This window comes from Micromonospora fiedleri, from assembly GCF_016774385.1.
In the GTDB taxonomy this organism is placed as follows: domain Bacteria; phylum Actinomycetota; class Actinomycetes; order Mycobacteriales; family Micromonosporaceae; genus Micromonospora; species Micromonospora gifhornensis.
In genome coordinates this window covers 76,260-90,627 of sequence record NZ_JAETXL010000014.1, presented here as the reverse complement: position 1 = coordinate 90,627, position 14,368 = coordinate 76,260, and the positions used below count along the sequence as shown (strand labels likewise).

18 protein-coding genes are annotated in these 14,368 nt (G+C 68.0%); 7 read left to right on the top strand and 11 right to left on the bottom strand.

Annotated elements, in window-relative coordinates:
• The coding region (locus tag JMF97_RS28505) for an alcohol dehydrogenase catalytic domain-containing protein (RefSeq protein WP_368856444.1) at positions 1-689 on the bottom strand (689 nt) is incomplete at its 3' end.
• 189 nt (positions 690-878) lie between these two features.
• Between JMF97_RS28505 and JMF97_RS28500 the strand changes: the two genes are divergently transcribed.
• Genes JMF97_RS28500 through JMF97_RS28490 form a run of 4 tightly spaced genes read left to right on the top strand, consistent with a single transcriptional unit; the run spans position 879 to position 2,100 of the window.
• Positions 879-1,166 (top strand): hypothetical protein, encoded by a 288-nt coding sequence (locus tag JMF97_RS28500; RefSeq protein ID WP_238360335.1) that lies wholly within the window; start codon positions 879-881, stop codon positions 1,164-1,166.
• Positions 1,167-1,217: 51 nt separating this feature from the next.
• Positions 1,218-1,526 carry a hypothetical protein gene (locus JMF97_RS28495; RefSeq protein WP_203224331.1) on the top strand — a complete coding sequence of 103 codons (309 nt, stop codon included), beginning with the start codon at positions 1,218-1,220 and terminating at the stop codon, positions 1,524-1,526.
• Positions 1,526-1,849 (top strand): hypothetical protein, encoded by a 324-nt coding sequence (locus JMF97_RS32125; RefSeq protein ID WP_307817128.1) that lies wholly within the window; start codon positions 1,526-1,528, stop codon positions 1,847-1,849. The genes JMF97_RS28495 and JMF97_RS32125 overlap by 1 nt, the downstream gene beginning before the upstream one ends.
• On the top strand, positions 1,768-2,100 hold the full coding sequence (locus JMF97_RS28490; protein WP_307817129.1) for a VOC family protein: 333 nt from the start codon (positions 1,768-1,770) through the stop codon (positions 2,098-2,100). The genes JMF97_RS32125 and JMF97_RS28490 overlap by 82 nt, the downstream gene beginning before the upstream one ends.
• 118 nt (positions 2,101-2,218) lie before the next feature.
• Here the strand turns inward: JMF97_RS28490 and JMF97_RS28485 are convergent, their stop codons facing one another.
• Together JMF97_RS28485 and JMF97_RS28480 are read right to left on the bottom strand one after the other, a co-directional pair.
• A complete protein-coding gene (locus tag JMF97_RS28485) occupies positions 2,219-2,878 on the bottom strand; it encodes an acVLRF1 family peptidyl-tRNA hydrolase (RefSeq protein WP_203224330.1) in 660 nt (219 codons plus the stop codon).
• A gap of 194 nt (positions 2,879-3,072) precedes the next feature.
• Positions 3,073-3,627 carry a TetR/AcrR family transcriptional regulator gene (locus JMF97_RS28480; protein ID WP_203224329.1) on the bottom strand — a complete coding sequence of 185 codons (555 nt, stop codon included), beginning with the start codon at positions 3,625-3,627 and terminating at the stop codon, positions 3,073-3,075.
• A gap of 144 nt (positions 3,628-3,771) precedes the next feature.
• Between JMF97_RS28480 and JMF97_RS28475 the strand changes: the two genes are divergently transcribed.
• Entirely contained in the window at positions 3,772-4,824 is a 1,053-nt protein-coding gene (locus JMF97_RS28475) for an aldo/keto reductase (RefSeq protein ID WP_203224328.1), read from the top strand.
• A 199-nt stretch (positions 4,825-5,023) separates the two neighbouring features.
• On the opposite strand, the gene JMF97_RS28470 is transcribed toward JMF97_RS28475, so the two are convergent.
• The 4 genes from JMF97_RS28470 to JMF97_RS28455 all read right to left on the bottom strand — a co-directional run bounded on the left by JMF97_RS28470 (position 5,024) and on the right by JMF97_RS28455 (position 8,610).
• A complete protein-coding gene (locus tag JMF97_RS28470) occupies positions 5,024-5,614 on the bottom strand; it encodes a DinB family protein (RefSeq protein ID WP_102656242.1) in 591 nt (196 codons plus the stop codon).
• 194 nt (positions 5,615-5,808) lie between these two features.
• On the bottom strand, positions 5,809-7,128 hold the full coding sequence (locus tag JMF97_RS28465; RefSeq protein WP_203224327.1) for a hypothetical protein: 1,320 nt from the start codon (positions 7,126-7,128) through the stop codon (positions 5,809-5,811).
• A 265-nt stretch (positions 7,129-7,393) separates the two neighbouring features.
• Positions 7,394-8,038, bottom strand: coding sequence for an alpha/beta fold hydrolase (locus JMF97_RS28460; RefSeq protein WP_203224326.1), 645 nt, complete (start codon positions 8,036-8,038; stop codon positions 7,394-7,396).
• Between the two features lie 173 nt (positions 8,039-8,211).
• Positions 8,212-8,610 carry a hypothetical protein gene (locus tag JMF97_RS28455; protein ID WP_203224325.1) on the bottom strand — a complete coding sequence of 133 codons (399 nt, stop codon included), beginning with the start codon at positions 8,608-8,610 and terminating at the stop codon, positions 8,212-8,214.
• Positions 8,611-8,776: 166 nt separating this feature from the next.
• Here JMF97_RS28455 and JMF97_RS28450 point away from each other — a divergent pair, with 166 nt between their 5' ends.
• On the top strand, positions 8,777-9,940 hold the full coding sequence (locus JMF97_RS28450) for a hypothetical protein (protein ID WP_203224324.1): 1,164 nt from the start codon (positions 8,777-8,779) through the stop codon (positions 9,938-9,940).
• Between the two features lie 22 nt (positions 9,941-9,962).
• Complete coding sequence (locus tag JMF97_RS28445) at positions 9,963-10,778, top strand: Fic family protein (protein WP_203224323.1); 816 nt, start codon at positions 9,963-9,965, stop codon at positions 10,776-10,778.
• A gap of 481 nt (positions 10,779-11,259) precedes the next feature.
• Here the strand turns inward: JMF97_RS28445 and JMF97_RS28440 are convergent, their stop codons facing one another.
• The 4 genes from JMF97_RS28440 to JMF97_RS28425 all read right to left on the bottom strand — a co-directional run bounded on the left by JMF97_RS28440 (position 11,260) and on the right by JMF97_RS28425 (position 14,207).
• Positions 11,260-11,901, bottom strand: a complete 642-nt coding sequence (locus JMF97_RS28440) for a DUF7003 family protein (protein WP_203224322.1) — start codon at positions 11,899-11,901, stop codon at positions 11,260-11,262.
• A gap of 111 nt (positions 11,902-12,012) precedes the next feature.
• Positions 12,013-12,561: a hypothetical protein gene (locus JMF97_RS28435; protein ID WP_238360334.1), complete on the bottom strand. Its 549-nt coding sequence runs from the start codon at positions 12,559-12,561 to the stop codon at positions 12,013-12,015.
• A gap of 447 nt (positions 12,562-13,008) precedes the next feature.
• Positions 13,009-13,908, bottom strand: coding sequence for an IS3 family transposase (locus JMF97_RS28430; protein ID WP_203220148.1), 900 nt, complete (start codon positions 13,906-13,908; stop codon positions 13,009-13,011).
• Positions 13,905-14,207, bottom strand: coding sequence for a transposase (locus JMF97_RS28425; protein ID WP_158244936.1), 303 nt, complete (start codon positions 14,205-14,207; stop codon positions 13,905-13,907). The genes JMF97_RS28430 and JMF97_RS28425 overlap by 4 nt, the downstream gene beginning before the upstream one ends.
• Between the last annotated feature and the right edge of the window lie 161 nt (positions 14,208-14,368).

Genomic DNA, 14,368 nt, shown 5'->3' with positions numbered 1-14,368 from the left:
GGCAGCGGGCCGGCGCGGCAGCGGGCCGGCGCGGCAGCGGGCCGGCGCGGCAGCGGGCCGGCGCGGCAGCGGGCCGGCGCGGCAGCGGGCCGGCGCGGCAGCGGGCCGGCGCGGCAGCGGGCGAAGAACTCCCCCGGCGACGTGTCGGCCACCGGCCAGCCGGTTACGACCAGCATCGCGGGTTTCCGACCCCAGCCGAGGTGCCGGTGGTGACGGTGGCGGCGGCGGTGTGCGGCGATGACTGCGCAGGCCAGCTGCGGCCCCGCCACCAGATCGATGACCAGATCGAAGGGATGGGTGAGGTTGTGGACCAGCCGCAGCGCCATCGCGTGGGACATGGTCTCACCATCTGACGGGGCGGGGACCGGCCAGACGGTGATCGGCACCGCCCGCTCGGCGAAACCACCGGTTTCTCCCGTGCTGGCGACAACACGCCGCCCCAGCCAAGCCGGATCCACTTGCGCCCCGACCGCACTGACCAGCCCGGCTACCAGACCGCCCGGCACATACGGCAACCACGGCCGTTCGTGCCACCTGTCGGTGCCACGCCGAATCTGCGTCTCGACGAACGTCATGCCCGCCACCGCCACCTCGACCACCACCTGGCCCGGCCCGGCCACCGGATCCGGCATCTCGCCCGGAACCAGGACCTCGGGACCCCCGAAACGCATCGCCTGAGCCACTCGCATACCAACTGCTCCCGTCGTTCGCCACAGCGAATGCCGAAAGCATGCGACCTCAAGCTTTGTTGAAGTCAATCGAGCTGGCGGCCTGTGAGCCCGTCGAAGCTGCAGGTTCGGCGACCGGGATCCCGCGCGGGCCCCACGGCTTCGTTGTGATGCCGTGAAATGAACGCAGTCCGGGATAGCCTTGGCGTAATGGCTACCTATCGCAGCGCCTCAGTGCTTGTCTCCTCGGACGGCACCAGGACCCCCGGCACCGCCGCACTCTTCGCCGAACCCGCCCGCAAGGGTGGGACCCCGCCGTGGGCAGGCGACTTCCGACCCGCCAACAGCGCCGGCAACGGCCCCAAGAACGCGGTCGGGAAGACCTTTATGTTGGAGCTGCCAGACGGCAGCACCGGCAAGGTCGTGATCCAGAACCTCAAGAGAGGGAAGGGCGGCGTCGTGCTGGCGTTGATGGGCGAGGACGCGCCTCCCTTCTGATCAGAACCTGATCGACGGGGCCTCCGCCCATGCCTGCCGATCATCCGTCCGGTGGTGGCGGCCGTCCTGGCCGCCACCACCGCCGCTATTCCGGCTCGGTTTCGCTGCACGCTCCTGTGCGATGCGCTGCCCTGGCTGCGGGATAGGGGAATCTGGTGGTGGTCGCCGCGTGGCGCCTGGTGGGCCCTGTGGTGTCAACCGGCAAGGGTGATGGTGACCGTGACCGAGGTGGCGGTGTCCGAGGTTCATACCAGCGTCGGCGATGTGCATGAACGTGGTGCCATCGGAGCGTGGGCGAGGAAAAGACCAGCGGTGTATGACCGCCGCGGTCGCGTCGGCCAGGCACTGAAGGGGATCTGATGGATCGAGCCACAGTGACCGAGTTCCAACGCGCGGACGGTGTTCGAGACTGGCGGCTCCTGGACACCGGCGCGAGCGCCTGGTTCGACGCGCCGTCGATGAGCGCGGGTGCGGCACTCGTCCGCCGTATCGTCGAACTGACCGCCACCACCGGTCTGCCAGACGTGGATCTGCGTCCCGGCGGGGTGCGCGTGCGGATCGGCCCGGCGGGGGATCTCACCCGGGCCGACGTGGAGCTTGCATTGACGCGGTCGACGTTCCTGCGGTCCGCGCCTTCTGGACGTCCGTACTCGGTTACCAGCACGACCCACGGGCGTTCGTGACCGACATCTACGATCCGCATCGACTCAATCCGGTCCTGTTCTTCCAGCGGATGGACGCATCGGACACGGAACGGCGGCAGCATCGCAACCGCATCCATGTCGACCTCTTCGTTCCGTACGACCAAGTCCACGCCCGCATCGACGCGGCTGTGGCCGCTGGAGGACGGATCGTCACCGAGAGCGCTGCTCGTCGAACCCTCATCGACCGGGAAGGCAACGAGGTGGACATCGTTACGGTCCACCAGGCGTAGCCGGGCGCTCCTGGCAGAGCGGGCGGGTTACGGGGACATCGCGCACAGGTCCGGCACTGCGGAGCCGTCGCACCTCATTCTCGTCGCGTCGTCGTCAACCTGCGGGACCTGATCGTGGTCACGGCACCAGATGGATGCGGATCCGTCTGGCCGTGACCGCCGCATCCTCCAGGACGGCCAGACGGGGCTCGGCGGATTCGAGCAGGTGTGGATGACGCAGCAGTGCCAGGGGCGCCAGACGCCGGTCCGTCAGCACCTCGTCGATCATCAACCGGTCGCCGCCACAGACCAGGGCACTGATGGCATCGTGCGGGTCGGCGACAACACCGGGCGCATGGGGCAGCATGATCCGCGCGGCGATGTCCGCAGCCCGCGACGTGGCAGCCTGGGCCTGGTTGGCGCGGCGACGCGCGTAGCGCTGCTGCGAGGATCCGCCGGCCGCGGTGCGACCCTGCACGTAGAAGCGCTCGACCTTGGAGACGGTGATGGTCGTACCGTCCACGACACCGGCGGCAACCGCGCCCTTCCGGGCCAGCAGCACGGCGATGCGGGGTGGTCGGATGATGCGGGCCAGCAGCGTGTCGACATCCTTCACGTCGGCAAGCCCCGGCGGCGGATACAGCGTGGCGGTGTCACCGTTGCTCGCACCGGTCAGCACCAGGCCGTGCTCGGTGGCGCCGTCGTGGCGGCTGTAGAAGCCGTCGAGCCAACCACGGATGCGCTCCGGTGAGATCTCCACCCACCGCCCGCCACCCGCGGCGGGTCGCGCCTTCACCACGTGAACACCGCCTATCGGAACGGCTGGCCTGCACCCACCATGCTCACATGAAGCGGGTCACGTCATCGAACACAGCCCCGCTGATATCCGGTTCCAGCCGAGATGGGGGCGTTCACGACGCCCGTTGAAAGAAGTGCCAGTGGGCGTCGTCTCGCCGACGCCGGCGTCTACCTCGGCGCCCACCGAGGTGAATGTCAGTGTGGGGATTCGCCGGAGCGTAGTCCGTCGACGAGGAGCGCGACCATGCGCCGACCGTAGTCGGGGTCCTCGTTCGGCATGGGCGCACACAGTTTCGCTACGGCGTACAGCAGGTCCTGGGCACTGATCCGGGTCTGGATCTCGCCGCTGGCTGTCGCGGCTTCGAGCAGGGACTCGAGGGCCGGCCCTAGCTTCTGCATGAGATATCCGGGCAGGCCGTCGAACGCCGGATCGCCGGAGTGCAGGGCTGCGGCGAATCCGCGTTTGGTGGCGACGAACGCGGTGAACCGGTCGAGCCACCTCGCGAGGGCGATCCCCGGCTCGTGCGCGGCGGCCAGCGCCGGGGCCGCATCGGCGCAGGCGTCGATCTCGCGCTCGATGACGGCTTTGATCAGGTCCGAGCGCTGCGGGAAGTGCCGGTAGAGCGTGCCGACGCCGACGCCGGCCAGATCGGTGATCTCTTTGGCGGGGGCGTCGACGCCAGCGGTGCTGAAGACCGTCTTCGCCGCTTCGAGCAGGGCCTCGACGTTGCGGCGTGCGTCGGTGCGCATCCGGCGCGGAGCACGTTCGCGAGCAGTTGATTCTGCTGTGTTGTCGGACACCGCTGCATCTCCCCTGCTTATCCGGAAAGCTTTTCCGTATAGTTAGTTCCGGAAACGGTTTCCGGATAGCCACGATACCGCAAGGAGACGCTCATGTTGTACCGCACCCTGGGCCGCACCGGCATGAAGGTCAGCCCGTACGCGCTCGGCACGCTGATGTTCGCCACGGTGATCGGGAACCCCGACCCTGACGACTCGATCAAGGTCATCCACAAGGCGCTGGACGCGGGGATCAACATTGTCGACACCGCCGACGCCTACGGCGACTCGGAGGAGATCGTGGGCAAGGCCGTCAAGGGGCGTCGGGACAGCGTCATCCTCGCGACCAAGGTGGGCTTACCCCGGCTGAACGCGCTGCCCCGGACACCGGGCGCGGCCACCAACCCCAACCAGCGAGGCGCCTCCCGCCGCTGGATCATGAACGCGGTCGAGGGCTCGCTGCGCCGCCTGCAGACCGACTACATCGACCTCTACCAGATCCATCGTCCGGACCCCGACACCGACATCGAGGAGACGCTCTCCGCGCTCTCCGACCTGATCCGCAGCGGCAAGGTCCGGGCGATCGGGTCATCCACGACGCCCGCCTCCGACATCATCGAGGCCCAGTGGGTCGCCGAGCGACGCGGGCTGGAACGTTTCCACACCGAGCAGCCGCCCTACTCGATCCTCAACCGCAGCATCGAGAGCGAGGTGTTGCCGGCCGCGCAGCGCTACGGGATGGGCACGCTGGTGTGGGGGCCGCTCGGGCAGGGAATGCTCACCGGCCGGGTCCGCAGGGGCGAACAGAACGATCTGCGCCGTGCCCGCCTCTCCACGCACCTCACCGACGAGCGCCGGATCGACGTCGTCGAACAACTCATCCCGCTCGCCGACGAGGCAGGCATGCCGTTGACCCACCTCGCCATGGCATTCGCCATCGCGCACCCCGGCGTGACCAGCGCGATCCTGGGCCCGCGCACGATGGAGCACCTCGACAACCTTCTCGCGGGCGTCGACGTCACGCTCACCGACGAGATCCTCGACCGGATCGACGAAATCGTCACGCCCGGCACCGATGTCACCCGGCTCGACCAGGCCTACCTGCCCCCGGCCCTGCTGAACCCGAACCTGCGCCGCCGGCCGGTCAGCGAGCGTGGCGCCGCCTGATCATCACGCCACAAGTACTGCAGGGCGTCCGCGATTCGTGTGAGCATGGCTGACGTCGTCGCCGAAGCGCCGATCGGCGTGCCCGGCAACCCAGGTATCCCGGTCGGGCAGAGCATCACGAGGCTCACCTCACCGTGACAACACGGTCAGCGCGGCGGCGGATACTGCCCTCTCTGCCTGTATCGACGGGACCGGGTGGCTAACCGAACCGGTCAGCGAGCTTCGTCAGCTTGGTGACGTACGCCGGCCAGTCGTAGTCGTGGGGAACGCCAGCGTTCTCCCGCCGCAAGCCGATCGCCCTGTCGTGCTGCTCGCGCATGATGTCGGCGTGACCGGCGTGACGGGCAAGGTCGCAGGTCACGTGGATGATGATCCTGTGCAGTGTCACGTCCCTCTCGCCTGGGCGCCACCACGGCACATGCCCTGGCGCGTCAAGGGGTAGCTGTTCGATCGTCTGATCCGCGAACACCCCGACACGGCGATACAGGTCGATCAGCCCATCCTTCGTCTCGCCCTCCCGCGCGTACCAGTCTGCCTGTGGGTCCTCCTCGAACACCTGCATGGGAACCAGTTCCTCAGACATCGGGAACTCACGCCCGAAGGTGGGCCCGAAGTAGCCAGCTTCGACATTGAGGCAGTGCTTGAGAACGCCCAGTAGGTTGTTGCCGGTCGCGGTGCGCGGCAGCCTGGCCTCGCGTTCGCTCAGCCCGTCGAGTTTCCAGATCAGGTTGTCGCGCATCGCCTGCAGGTAGTGGTGCAGCGCAGCCTTCGGGTCGCCCAGATCAGCCATGCCTGCCAGTCTTCCTCATCCGCCCGAGCCATCTCTGCATGCGCTGCCTGCAAGATCAGCGCCTGACTGGACCGGCCGCTATACGCATCTGCCGCTCCGGGTGGACTTCTTCCTACGCGGTGCACCGACCACGCCCTGGACCCGCTGACTACGACGCGGGTCGACGTCGAGCGGTACGTGCGTTGGCTGCGCTTTCAGCTCGAGTTGAGGCGTGCGTGTGCGGCCCGACGCACGGATGCCTCTTCTATGGGGTCGTCGCGTAGCGTGAGCAGCCAGCGTCGTGTCTGGTCGGTGAGCGGGGCGTGTTGAGCGGCCAACAGCCGCACGTCCGGCTCACAGTCGAGCAGGTGGGACGGCAGCACGCCTGTCGTCTTGTCGGGATCGAGGAGCAGCAGGCTGCGCAGGTAACTGCCTCGCTCGTAACTGTGTGGCGATGCCCGGGTCAACCAGCGCAACCGACGGATCAGGTATGCCCGCACGTCGGTGTGGGAGGCGCAGGGTGTGCTGGCGAGGATCCTGGCCAGGCCCTCGGTGAGCCGGTCGTGGCCGCACCACTCGTCGGTGAGCCGGTCGAGTGCGGCGCGGATCACCGGGATGTCCTGCTCCTCGCCGTGCTCGCCGAGTAGGTGCGCGGCGGCGTCAAAGAGCGGGTGCTCGGTGTCGATGGCCCAGCCTCGCGCAGCCGGGAGGACCTGCGGGCCGAGGACCCGCAGGGCACCGAACAGTCCGGCTTGCCGATCGGTCGCCAACTGCTCGACCGCGTCGAGCAACTCCGGTACAGGCCGCGCATTGCGACGGATCTGACGCAGTGCGAATGCCTTCACGGCGCGGCCGGTGTCCGGCGCCTGCAGAAGCGCCACCAGTTCGGCATCACTGGTGGCCGAAAGATCGACCGGGCGGGCGCGAAGATCCTGTCGGCTGCGCTGCGCGGTGTTCAGGACCGTGTCGATCCTCGGATCCCGACCCCGCCAACGCCGCCACGGCTCAGAGGCGGGCAGCACCTCGGCCGCATCTTCGCACCTGATACGCCTGGCCGCGGTCTCCCACAGATCGTCCCACCACTGCGCCGGCCAACTGACGGCCAGCGTGGACAGGACATCGATCCAGCGAATCCCATCGCGGACATATCCGCGCAGCGTCTCGGTTGCCTGCATGTTCCCTTTGCGAGCGAGCGCCTCCAGGACGCCGACGGCAAGGTTGAACTGGTTGTCATCACCGGTCGGATCCGCTCGAGGCCAAGCACGGTACGGGCCGCAGGCACGAAGCTGCGTGACCAGTGGGGCCAGGTCGAGGCGCAGGTCGTGCAGCAGCCGGGCCAGGTACGTGTAGCGATCGTCGACCTGCCAGTCCCACCGGGTGTCGCGACCGGTGCAGGTGTAGACCAGGTGTCCGTGATCCGGCTGGTCCTGAAGCCAGGCCGCCGCGGCACCCTGGCCGCGCTGCAACGCACCCAGCCCCGTGCGGTACGGCGCATAGTGCCAGTCGTACGAGCAGTCGTCGTCCTCACAGCCCATCACGACAGCATGAAACCGCCGGCTGCCCGCTCCACCGAGTTTGATGCGATGAGCAGGGTACGCAGCACAACTGCCTACGAAGGGACCGATGACCACCCTCGCGAGAACGGAGCTGAGTGCTCATCACGCGAGAATCGGCGGCAGGTTACCCACCGGCACAGCACTCTGCGTCGAGGTAGGTTCGGGCAGGGCCGCTCGCGAGTGCCCGGATTTGCCGCGATCCGCGCCGCCTGTATTCACGGGGCCGGCACCGGGCGCAGCGCCTTCAGCGCGGCAAGTACGCGGTCAACTGGTCGGCGAGTTGCGTCGGATGGCTGAGCGCCACCGCGTGGCCACCGTCGATTTCATCCGGTACGGCATCGAGGCGGTCGGCCGCCACGCGGCGCTGGAAGTCGGGCGGGAAGAATCGGTCTTCGCGGGCGATGAGCACCCTCGTCGGCACGTCCGGCCACGCACCCAGGGGCCACGGCTCGTTCCATTCTGCGCTGACCTGGTCGCGACCATGCGCCGAAGCCTCCGCGACAATCTCGGCCGGCACGCCATTGTAGAACTGTTCCTCCTCACTGAACCCCTCCGCGCTGCGGTGAGCGGTGTTGCCCCACCAGTCGCCGGGACTCTCACCCGACTTCGGAATCATCGGAGTAAGCAGGACAATGAGCCGCACAGGCAGCTTGTCAGCGATCAGCGGCGCCGTGAACGCACCATACGAGTGTCCGACGACGACGAGGTTGCTGCGATCGCCAACGGCATCGACGACCGTGTCACAGAACTCGGCGAAGCCTGCCGCCCTATCCTCGATCGGCAGCTCCGGCACCACCACGTCGTGGCCCCGTCCGGCCAGCTCAGGGCCCAGCAGATGCCAGTCCCAGGAACTGCCGCCGCCACCGTGGATCAGAACGAAAGTCGCCATGCGTCACAGCCTCACACAGGAGTACGACAGTCAGTAGCGCCGCCCGATACGCCACACCCCGCCACCCACCAGCGCCCTCACGGCAGAATCACGCACCGGGCCGGAAGCGTTGTCCCGCGACGGCCGGATCTGCCGCGCTGCGCACCTCAGCGCTATCCAGTCGCTAAGCGGTACTACTCGGAGGGATTCTCTTCCTCGGCGTCCTCCCGGAATCGGCCCCGTGCCTGCATGACGTCCAACGCCGCGCGAGCAGCGGGTTGAATCCTGCCCGGCCAGCCGGAGGCGATGAAGTCGTCGTCAGTGTCATTCCAGGGCGTCACCACGCAGGCCGCCTGCAGTAGTCCATGTACGGCATCGAGTCGCTCAACCTCCTCGGGCGTGAAACACGACCATTCGCGCCACTGCCACGGGATGTCGTCGTCGATCACGTCGAAGAACAGGTTGATGTAGTCGCCGACGCCGACGCTGCGAACGCCTGAATCACCCTTGCTCAGGGCGACCAGCGCTTCCATGGCGCGATTGCGCAGGCGTTGCTCGACGAGGCGCTCGCTGGGGCGTTCGGGATCGTCCACACCCCGAAGGTACGGCTGTCAGGACAAGAAGCCGCCTACATGGCCTCCGGGACGCAGCAGACCCTCCCGGCGTTGCCGATGGGCGAGCGCGTCTTTGTCGATGGCGGGTCGGCGAGCGGCAGGGCGGACCCGTTAGGCTGGCCGGCTGCCGCACGGAAGGCCGAGCGTGACAACTGACCGGGTCAAACTTCCCGAGCTCTGGCGACTCACCTGGAGAGACGTCGATCCCGCTGCGCATGCCGCGGTCGACCCGGCCGGTGTCGCGGAGTTGGTGCGGGTGCTGCCGCCGGCCGCCGAGGTCCCGCCTGCCGGCGCCGACTGGCGGCTCATCGATTTCTGGTACGACCGGATGACGGAGGCGCTGGTCGAGCACCTGGGCGCCTGGGTGGTGGGCTGGTGGTACACCGTCGCGATGGAGGACTACCAGGATCGTGGGGTCATCCCGGTCTGGCGGGCGGAACGTCCTCCGGTGACGACACCGGATGAGACGCTGACCCGTCTCGCTGACGCCGTGGCGGCCTGGCATGAACTGCTGGTGGAGCTCGCCACCGATGCCGACGGCCGCTTCGCGGAGGCGGCCTCGGCGGCAGCGGACGGTACGGGCGAACCGCCAGCCTGGCGGGCTGTTCAGGGCAACCGCCGGATCACCCTCTACACGGCGCCCCGGAACCGCAGTCTGCCCCATCCGAGACAGCTGAGCTGGGCGGACACCGACTACCCGGATCGGATCTTCGATCCGGAAACAGTTCGAGCGGTGGTGAGCGAGCTGGTCGCGGCGTCCGAACCCCCGTCAGCGGAGGCCGACTGGCGTCTCATCGACCTGTGGCTGGAGAACGTGTCGGCCGGGCTCGTCGACCGATACGGGCGGTGGGCGGTGGGTTGGCGCTGGTCAGTCGGCGAGGGCGACTTCGATGGCGGCCCGGTTGGCTCCTGGTGCTGCTTCTCGCATTCGGTCACCACACCCGAAGCGACCGCGATCACGATCTCCGCGGCCCTGATGGAGTGGCGCGACTGGCTGGACGATCTGGCGGAGCGGTTCGACCGGTTCCTGCCGCTTCCCGCCGACGACCTGAACGGATGGGAGCGCGCCGTTGCTCACCTGGTGACAGCGGTCGGCGACCGCACACAGTACGAGTCCGGCTGGTACGGCTGCTGCATCACGGTGCTCGGCTGGTTTCTCGACGCGGCCGGCATCGAGTCCACCCGCCGGGAGAACCTGCTCGAGCACGCGCTCGGCGGCCGCTTCGACAGTTGGGTGGAGCCGGCGATCGCGGTCGTGAGGTCGGTGGCCGAGGACGTGGCCCGGCGGGTGACCGTTGACCACACCTGATCACTTGGCAATATGGCAGCGGGTGCGGGAAAGCATCGGCTGGCGGGATGTCGTTGCACACCCGACGACCTCGGTGTCGGCGACTCGTGACGGCTTCGTCGATTTCGCCTGCGGATCCGCCGGGCATGACCGGCAACGGTTGAGCCGGATGTTGACCGCGTACGACGACGTGCGGCTCGAAGCCACCGCCGGCGCCGACCTCACCTCAGACCTACTGGCACGCTGGAACCGGATCATCCGTGGTGTCCCGGTCGCCGCGTTCCGCCGGGCACCAGCGCACGCGAAGAACGGCCGGGAACGGTACGGGCTGCACGCCGACACCGAGCACCGGTTCGCCTCATGTCTGGCAGAGACCGCCGACCGGGAAACACCGGTGACGGCCCGTGCGGCTCGGGCTTACCTCGACGTCGCCTTCTTCCACCCGTACGACGACGGCAACGCTCGTCTGGCCGGGGCGGTGCTCCAGTTCGTGCTGCTGCGCGAGTGCGTCGAACTCGACGAGGTCACGCCGATCCTCACGACGGTGCGCCGCGCCGACGACGCCGAGGGAGCAGCGGACCTGGCCCGGCTGGTCCACGGCATCGCCACGGCCACCCATCGCCGCTGGCTGCGGGCGAACGGGTCGGCGAAGGTCGACCATGCCAGGCGGCATCCAGGTCAAGGGCAGCGCGCACTTCTGCCGCTCCCCGTGCCGCCACGTCAACGTGCCGCACCGTACGACCAGTGCAGCGCGACGTCGGGCTTCATCCGTAGCCACAAAGTGGAAGCTGGCGAGCCGTCCGGGAAATCGACCCGTAGCAGCTCGCGATCATGGATCCGTTCGACTCCGACACCCTGAACGGCACGCAGATCCAGGTCGAGTAGCTCGGCTCCGTCGGAAGCGGTCCGCAACCGGAGTCGTACGATCTCGTATCCCGGCTCGATGTACATCTCCACGTCGTAGCCTGCCCGGGTAGTACGGAACGTCGCTGCCGTGTAAGGCCACAGCTCTCGCCAGTCGAGCTGGTAGCCGGCCTCACGCTCGTCGTCCGCGTAACGTTCCCTTCTGTGTTCAGCTTCGCCCTGGTTCTCAGGCGAAGCCCCACCCGAAGGGGCAAGGCCTCTGTACGGGTACATGCGGGTCCATAAGACCGGGCCCACGAACGCGTAGGGTGCAGGTAGCTTGTCTGCCGCCGTCCGAACGCTTAGCCGCGGGCGCCTCGATACGTCCGCGCCGCACCTGAAGCTCGAACGCACGGGAGGTGCTCCAGCCGCGCCGAGGGATGCTGGTTCGACATGTGCACGGGCTTCGCTCTGCCGCTGAAAGGTGGGCGGCCCGGCTACAGGCTCCCCGACTCCGGCCAGTTCGACCAGTGCGTGTTGGGCGGCAAGCTGGGCGCGTATCGGCTGAGGTTTCCGGTCGCCAGGACATCGGCGATCTGGTGGAAGGTCTCAGACTCGCTGGGGCGTAGCCCGCTCACCAGATCGGGGTGGTTCCACTGGTCGAGCCGCAGAACCTCGGGTAGGTCGACCGGGATCCGGCGCCGCAACTCCCCCTCATCGGCCAGGAGCACCTCGCGATGACGCGGAACAAGCTGACGCAGGACGTTGACCAGATCCTCGCCCGGCTCGGCAGCAACAGCGATCGTCCGGCCACGAACCACCACCGGCCCTCCGCGGTAGGTCTCGGGCTCGTCGGGGTCCTCTATCTGGTCCCAGTTGTCTACTCGTTCGTGGAAGTCACCGTTTCCGTAGCCAGGTTCGCCGCTGGTCAGGCAATCGCCGAACACGTGGAGCACGTCGATGAGGTTGCCGGCCCGGGGCGAGTAGCCGACCGTCTCGACGATGAGGGCCCACTGCCCAGCGTCCCGGTACCCATGGAGCCGAGCATCGACGGCGTAGTAGTAGCCGTGGCCGAGGTCCGGAAACAGGAACTCCTCGGCAGCGGCGTCGAGCTGTCCGAGGACCTCAGCCGATCGCACAACTGAGCAGTCTAATCAGCCTCGGCCGCGACCCTGAGGCGTCCACATCCGCCGTCAAGGCGCGTCGACCGTCAAGGACGGCTACCGATCCTGAGGCACGTGGGGTCGGGTCTACCCCGTTCCGGTCGGGATCGGTGAACCATCGAGCAGGGCGCCCAATCGAGCGGCGGATTCGTCGGTCAGACGATAGACGCCCTGGAGGCTGACGGAGCGTTCGAGACGACCGTCGACGACGTACTTCAAGGTGCGCTGTTCTCCGCGACGGTTGCGCCAGGTCAACGCGCCGAGCAGGTCGCCGGGAACAGCGACGTCGAAGCGGATCGGCGTCGCCTCGACATGCACCGGGCTCGCCCCGCATCCGCCGGCGCCGAGCATCGCCCAGTCGTCGTGACCGGGATAGGCCGGGTCGCGCCACGTTGCTGGAGCAGCGCCGCAACAGGCGCGCCGCTGCTTGTCGACGACACGCAGACGACTCACCACGTAGACCACGTGTCGGTTGACATGCAGCGCGAAGACATCGTCGCCGACACCGACGCTGGTCCAACTGGGCAGAGACTGATGCACCCCGCTGAACGCCACCGACGGCCGCTGGCCGACGCAGTGCCTGCGTAGCTCCCGGCAGACGTCATGGGTCCACAAGGCGGTGAAGGCAGCCGACATGGCCGTGATCATAAGAGCGACGACCGACAGTCTCGACCCATCACGCCGGGGGCGTTGAGGGACCGAACCGGCATCCGGATCTGCTGCCTGAGCACGCGCGACCCCCTACAAACTAGAGGTGGTCGCAGTACCGAGAGCAACGATTGCGCAAGGCGTGGCCCAGGTTTGGCAGAAGAGTGCCCAAGCGCTCTGCTTCCTCGTTCATGGGCGCAGTGATGGCTCCGCCGGGCCGCAATGTGCTCTCCGGCCTCGTTCAGCGCGACGTACAGATCTTCCGCGGTGGTGCGGTCGAGCACAGAACAATGTCATCCCGCGTGCGCAGAACCTCATCGCACGTCTCGCGGGCACCGGTTGGCCAAGGTAGGGTGCGCCGATCTGCCGCGGACCGCGCGCCGCGCAGCGGCTGGGCTTGACCCGTTTCGACGGACAGGGTCGATGAGTTGATCTTCAGGCTACCTTGAGCGCCGGCACCAAGCTGATGTCGGTGCCGTCTTCGTAGGCGGCGGGGCTGAGGTAGCCGAGGCTGGAGTGCCGGCGGCGGGTGTTGTACCAGCCTTCGATGTACTCAAATGTGGCCTGGTGGGCGGCTTTGCGGGTGGGCCAGGCCTGCCGGTGGATCAGTTCCGTTTTCAGGGTCGAGAAGAACGACTCGGCGACCGCGTTGTCCCAGCACTGCCCGCGCCGGCCCACGCTCAGCCGTACACCGTGGCGTTTCGCGAGGCGGGCGTGCTGAGCGCTCGTATATTGACAGCCGCGGTCGGAGTGGAAGACCAGGCCGTCGGCGGGACGGCGCCGGGCGAGGGCGTCGGACAGAGCGGCGTCGACCAGATCGGTCTTGAGATGGTCAGCCGTGGCCCAGCCCACGACCCGGCGCGAGGCCAGGTCGATGACGGTGGCCAGGTAGAGCCAACCTTCCCACGTGTTGATGTAGGTGATGTCGCCGCACCAGCGGGTGTCGACCGCCGCCGGGTCGGCGGTGAAGTCCCGCTCGACGAGGTCCGGCCGGTTCCCGGCGTTCGGGTCCGGGATCGTGGTCGCCTTCCAGCGGCGTGGGCTCTTGCCGCGCACGCCGGCCTCGCGCATCCGGGCGGCGATGCGTTTACGGCCGTGGCGCCGTCCGGCCGCAGCGAGTTCGGCGTGGATGCGCGGCGCCCCGTAGGTGCCGTTCGATGCCGCGTGCACGGCGATGATCTGCTCGGTGAGTTCGGCATCGACGCGGTCGCGGGCGGACTGCTCGCCGCGGGCGTGCTGGTAAAAGGCGGACCGGGAGACCTTCAGCAGCTCGCACGCACGCTTGACGTTGTGCTTGCCGGCCTGCTCCGCCTCGATGAACGGGTACACGTTCACCGGGTCTCCCTCGCGAAGAAAGCCGTGGCCCGTTTCAGGATGTCGACGTCCTGCTGCAACCGGCGGTTCTCCGCCCGCAGCCGGGCCAGTTCCGCCCGCTCGTCGGAGGCGAGCCCGTCCGTGCGGGCCCCGGCGTCGATCTCGGCCTGTTTGACCCAGGCTCGCACAGCCGTCTCGGTCAGGTCGAAGTCCCTGGCCACCTGCCCGACGGTGCGGTCACCACGCTGACACAGCTCGACGATCTCGGCCTTGAACTCGGGCGTGAACGCCCGCCTCGGCCGCGATCGCTTCTTTCCCACGCTCTCCATGATGCTGGACATCCTCCCGGAGACTCCAGGTCCCCTGATCTTGGATGTCCGTCAAAACGGGGTAGGCCCAGGCACGATCACTTGACTCAGGTGCCGTCCGATCACGCCGGTGACAGAGCGGAGGGCTCGTCGATTGCGCTACGGATTGGCGG

What these genes read in the sequence shown, in the direction of transcription:
- JMF97_RS28500 (WP_238360335.1), top strand. Translation starts at nt 879, where the DNA reads ATGGCTACCTATCGCAGCGCCTCAGTGCTTGTCTCCTCGGACGGCACC.
- JMF97_RS32125 (WP_307817128.1), top strand. Translation starts at nt 1,526, where the DNA reads ATGGATCGAGCCACAGTGACCGAGTTCCAACGCGCGGACGGTGTTCGA.
- JMF97_RS28480 (WP_203224329.1), bottom strand. Translation starts at nt 3,627, where the DNA reads ATGCGCACCGACGCACGCCGCAACGTCGAGGCCCTGCTCGAAGCGGCG.
- JMF97_RS28475 (WP_203224328.1), top strand. Translation starts at nt 3,772, where the DNA reads ATGTTGTACCGCACCCTGGGCCGCACCGGCATGAAGGTCAGCCCGTAC.
- JMF97_RS28470 (WP_102656242.1), bottom strand. Translation starts at nt 5,614, where the DNA reads ATGGCTGATCTGGGCGACCCGAAGGCTGCGCTGCACCACTACCTGCAG.
- JMF97_RS28465 (WP_203224327.1), bottom strand. Translation starts at nt 7,128, where the DNA reads ATGGGCTGTGAGGACGACGACTGCTCGTACGACTGGCACTATGCGCCG.
- JMF97_RS28460 (WP_203224326.1), bottom strand. Translation starts at nt 8,038, where the DNA reads ATGGCGACTTTCGTTCTGATCCACGGTGGCGGCGGCAGTTCCTGGGAC.
- JMF97_RS28435 (WP_238360334.1), bottom strand. Translation starts at nt 12,561, where the DNA reads ATGTCGGCTGCCTTCACCGCCTTGTGGACCCATGACGTCTGCCGGGAG.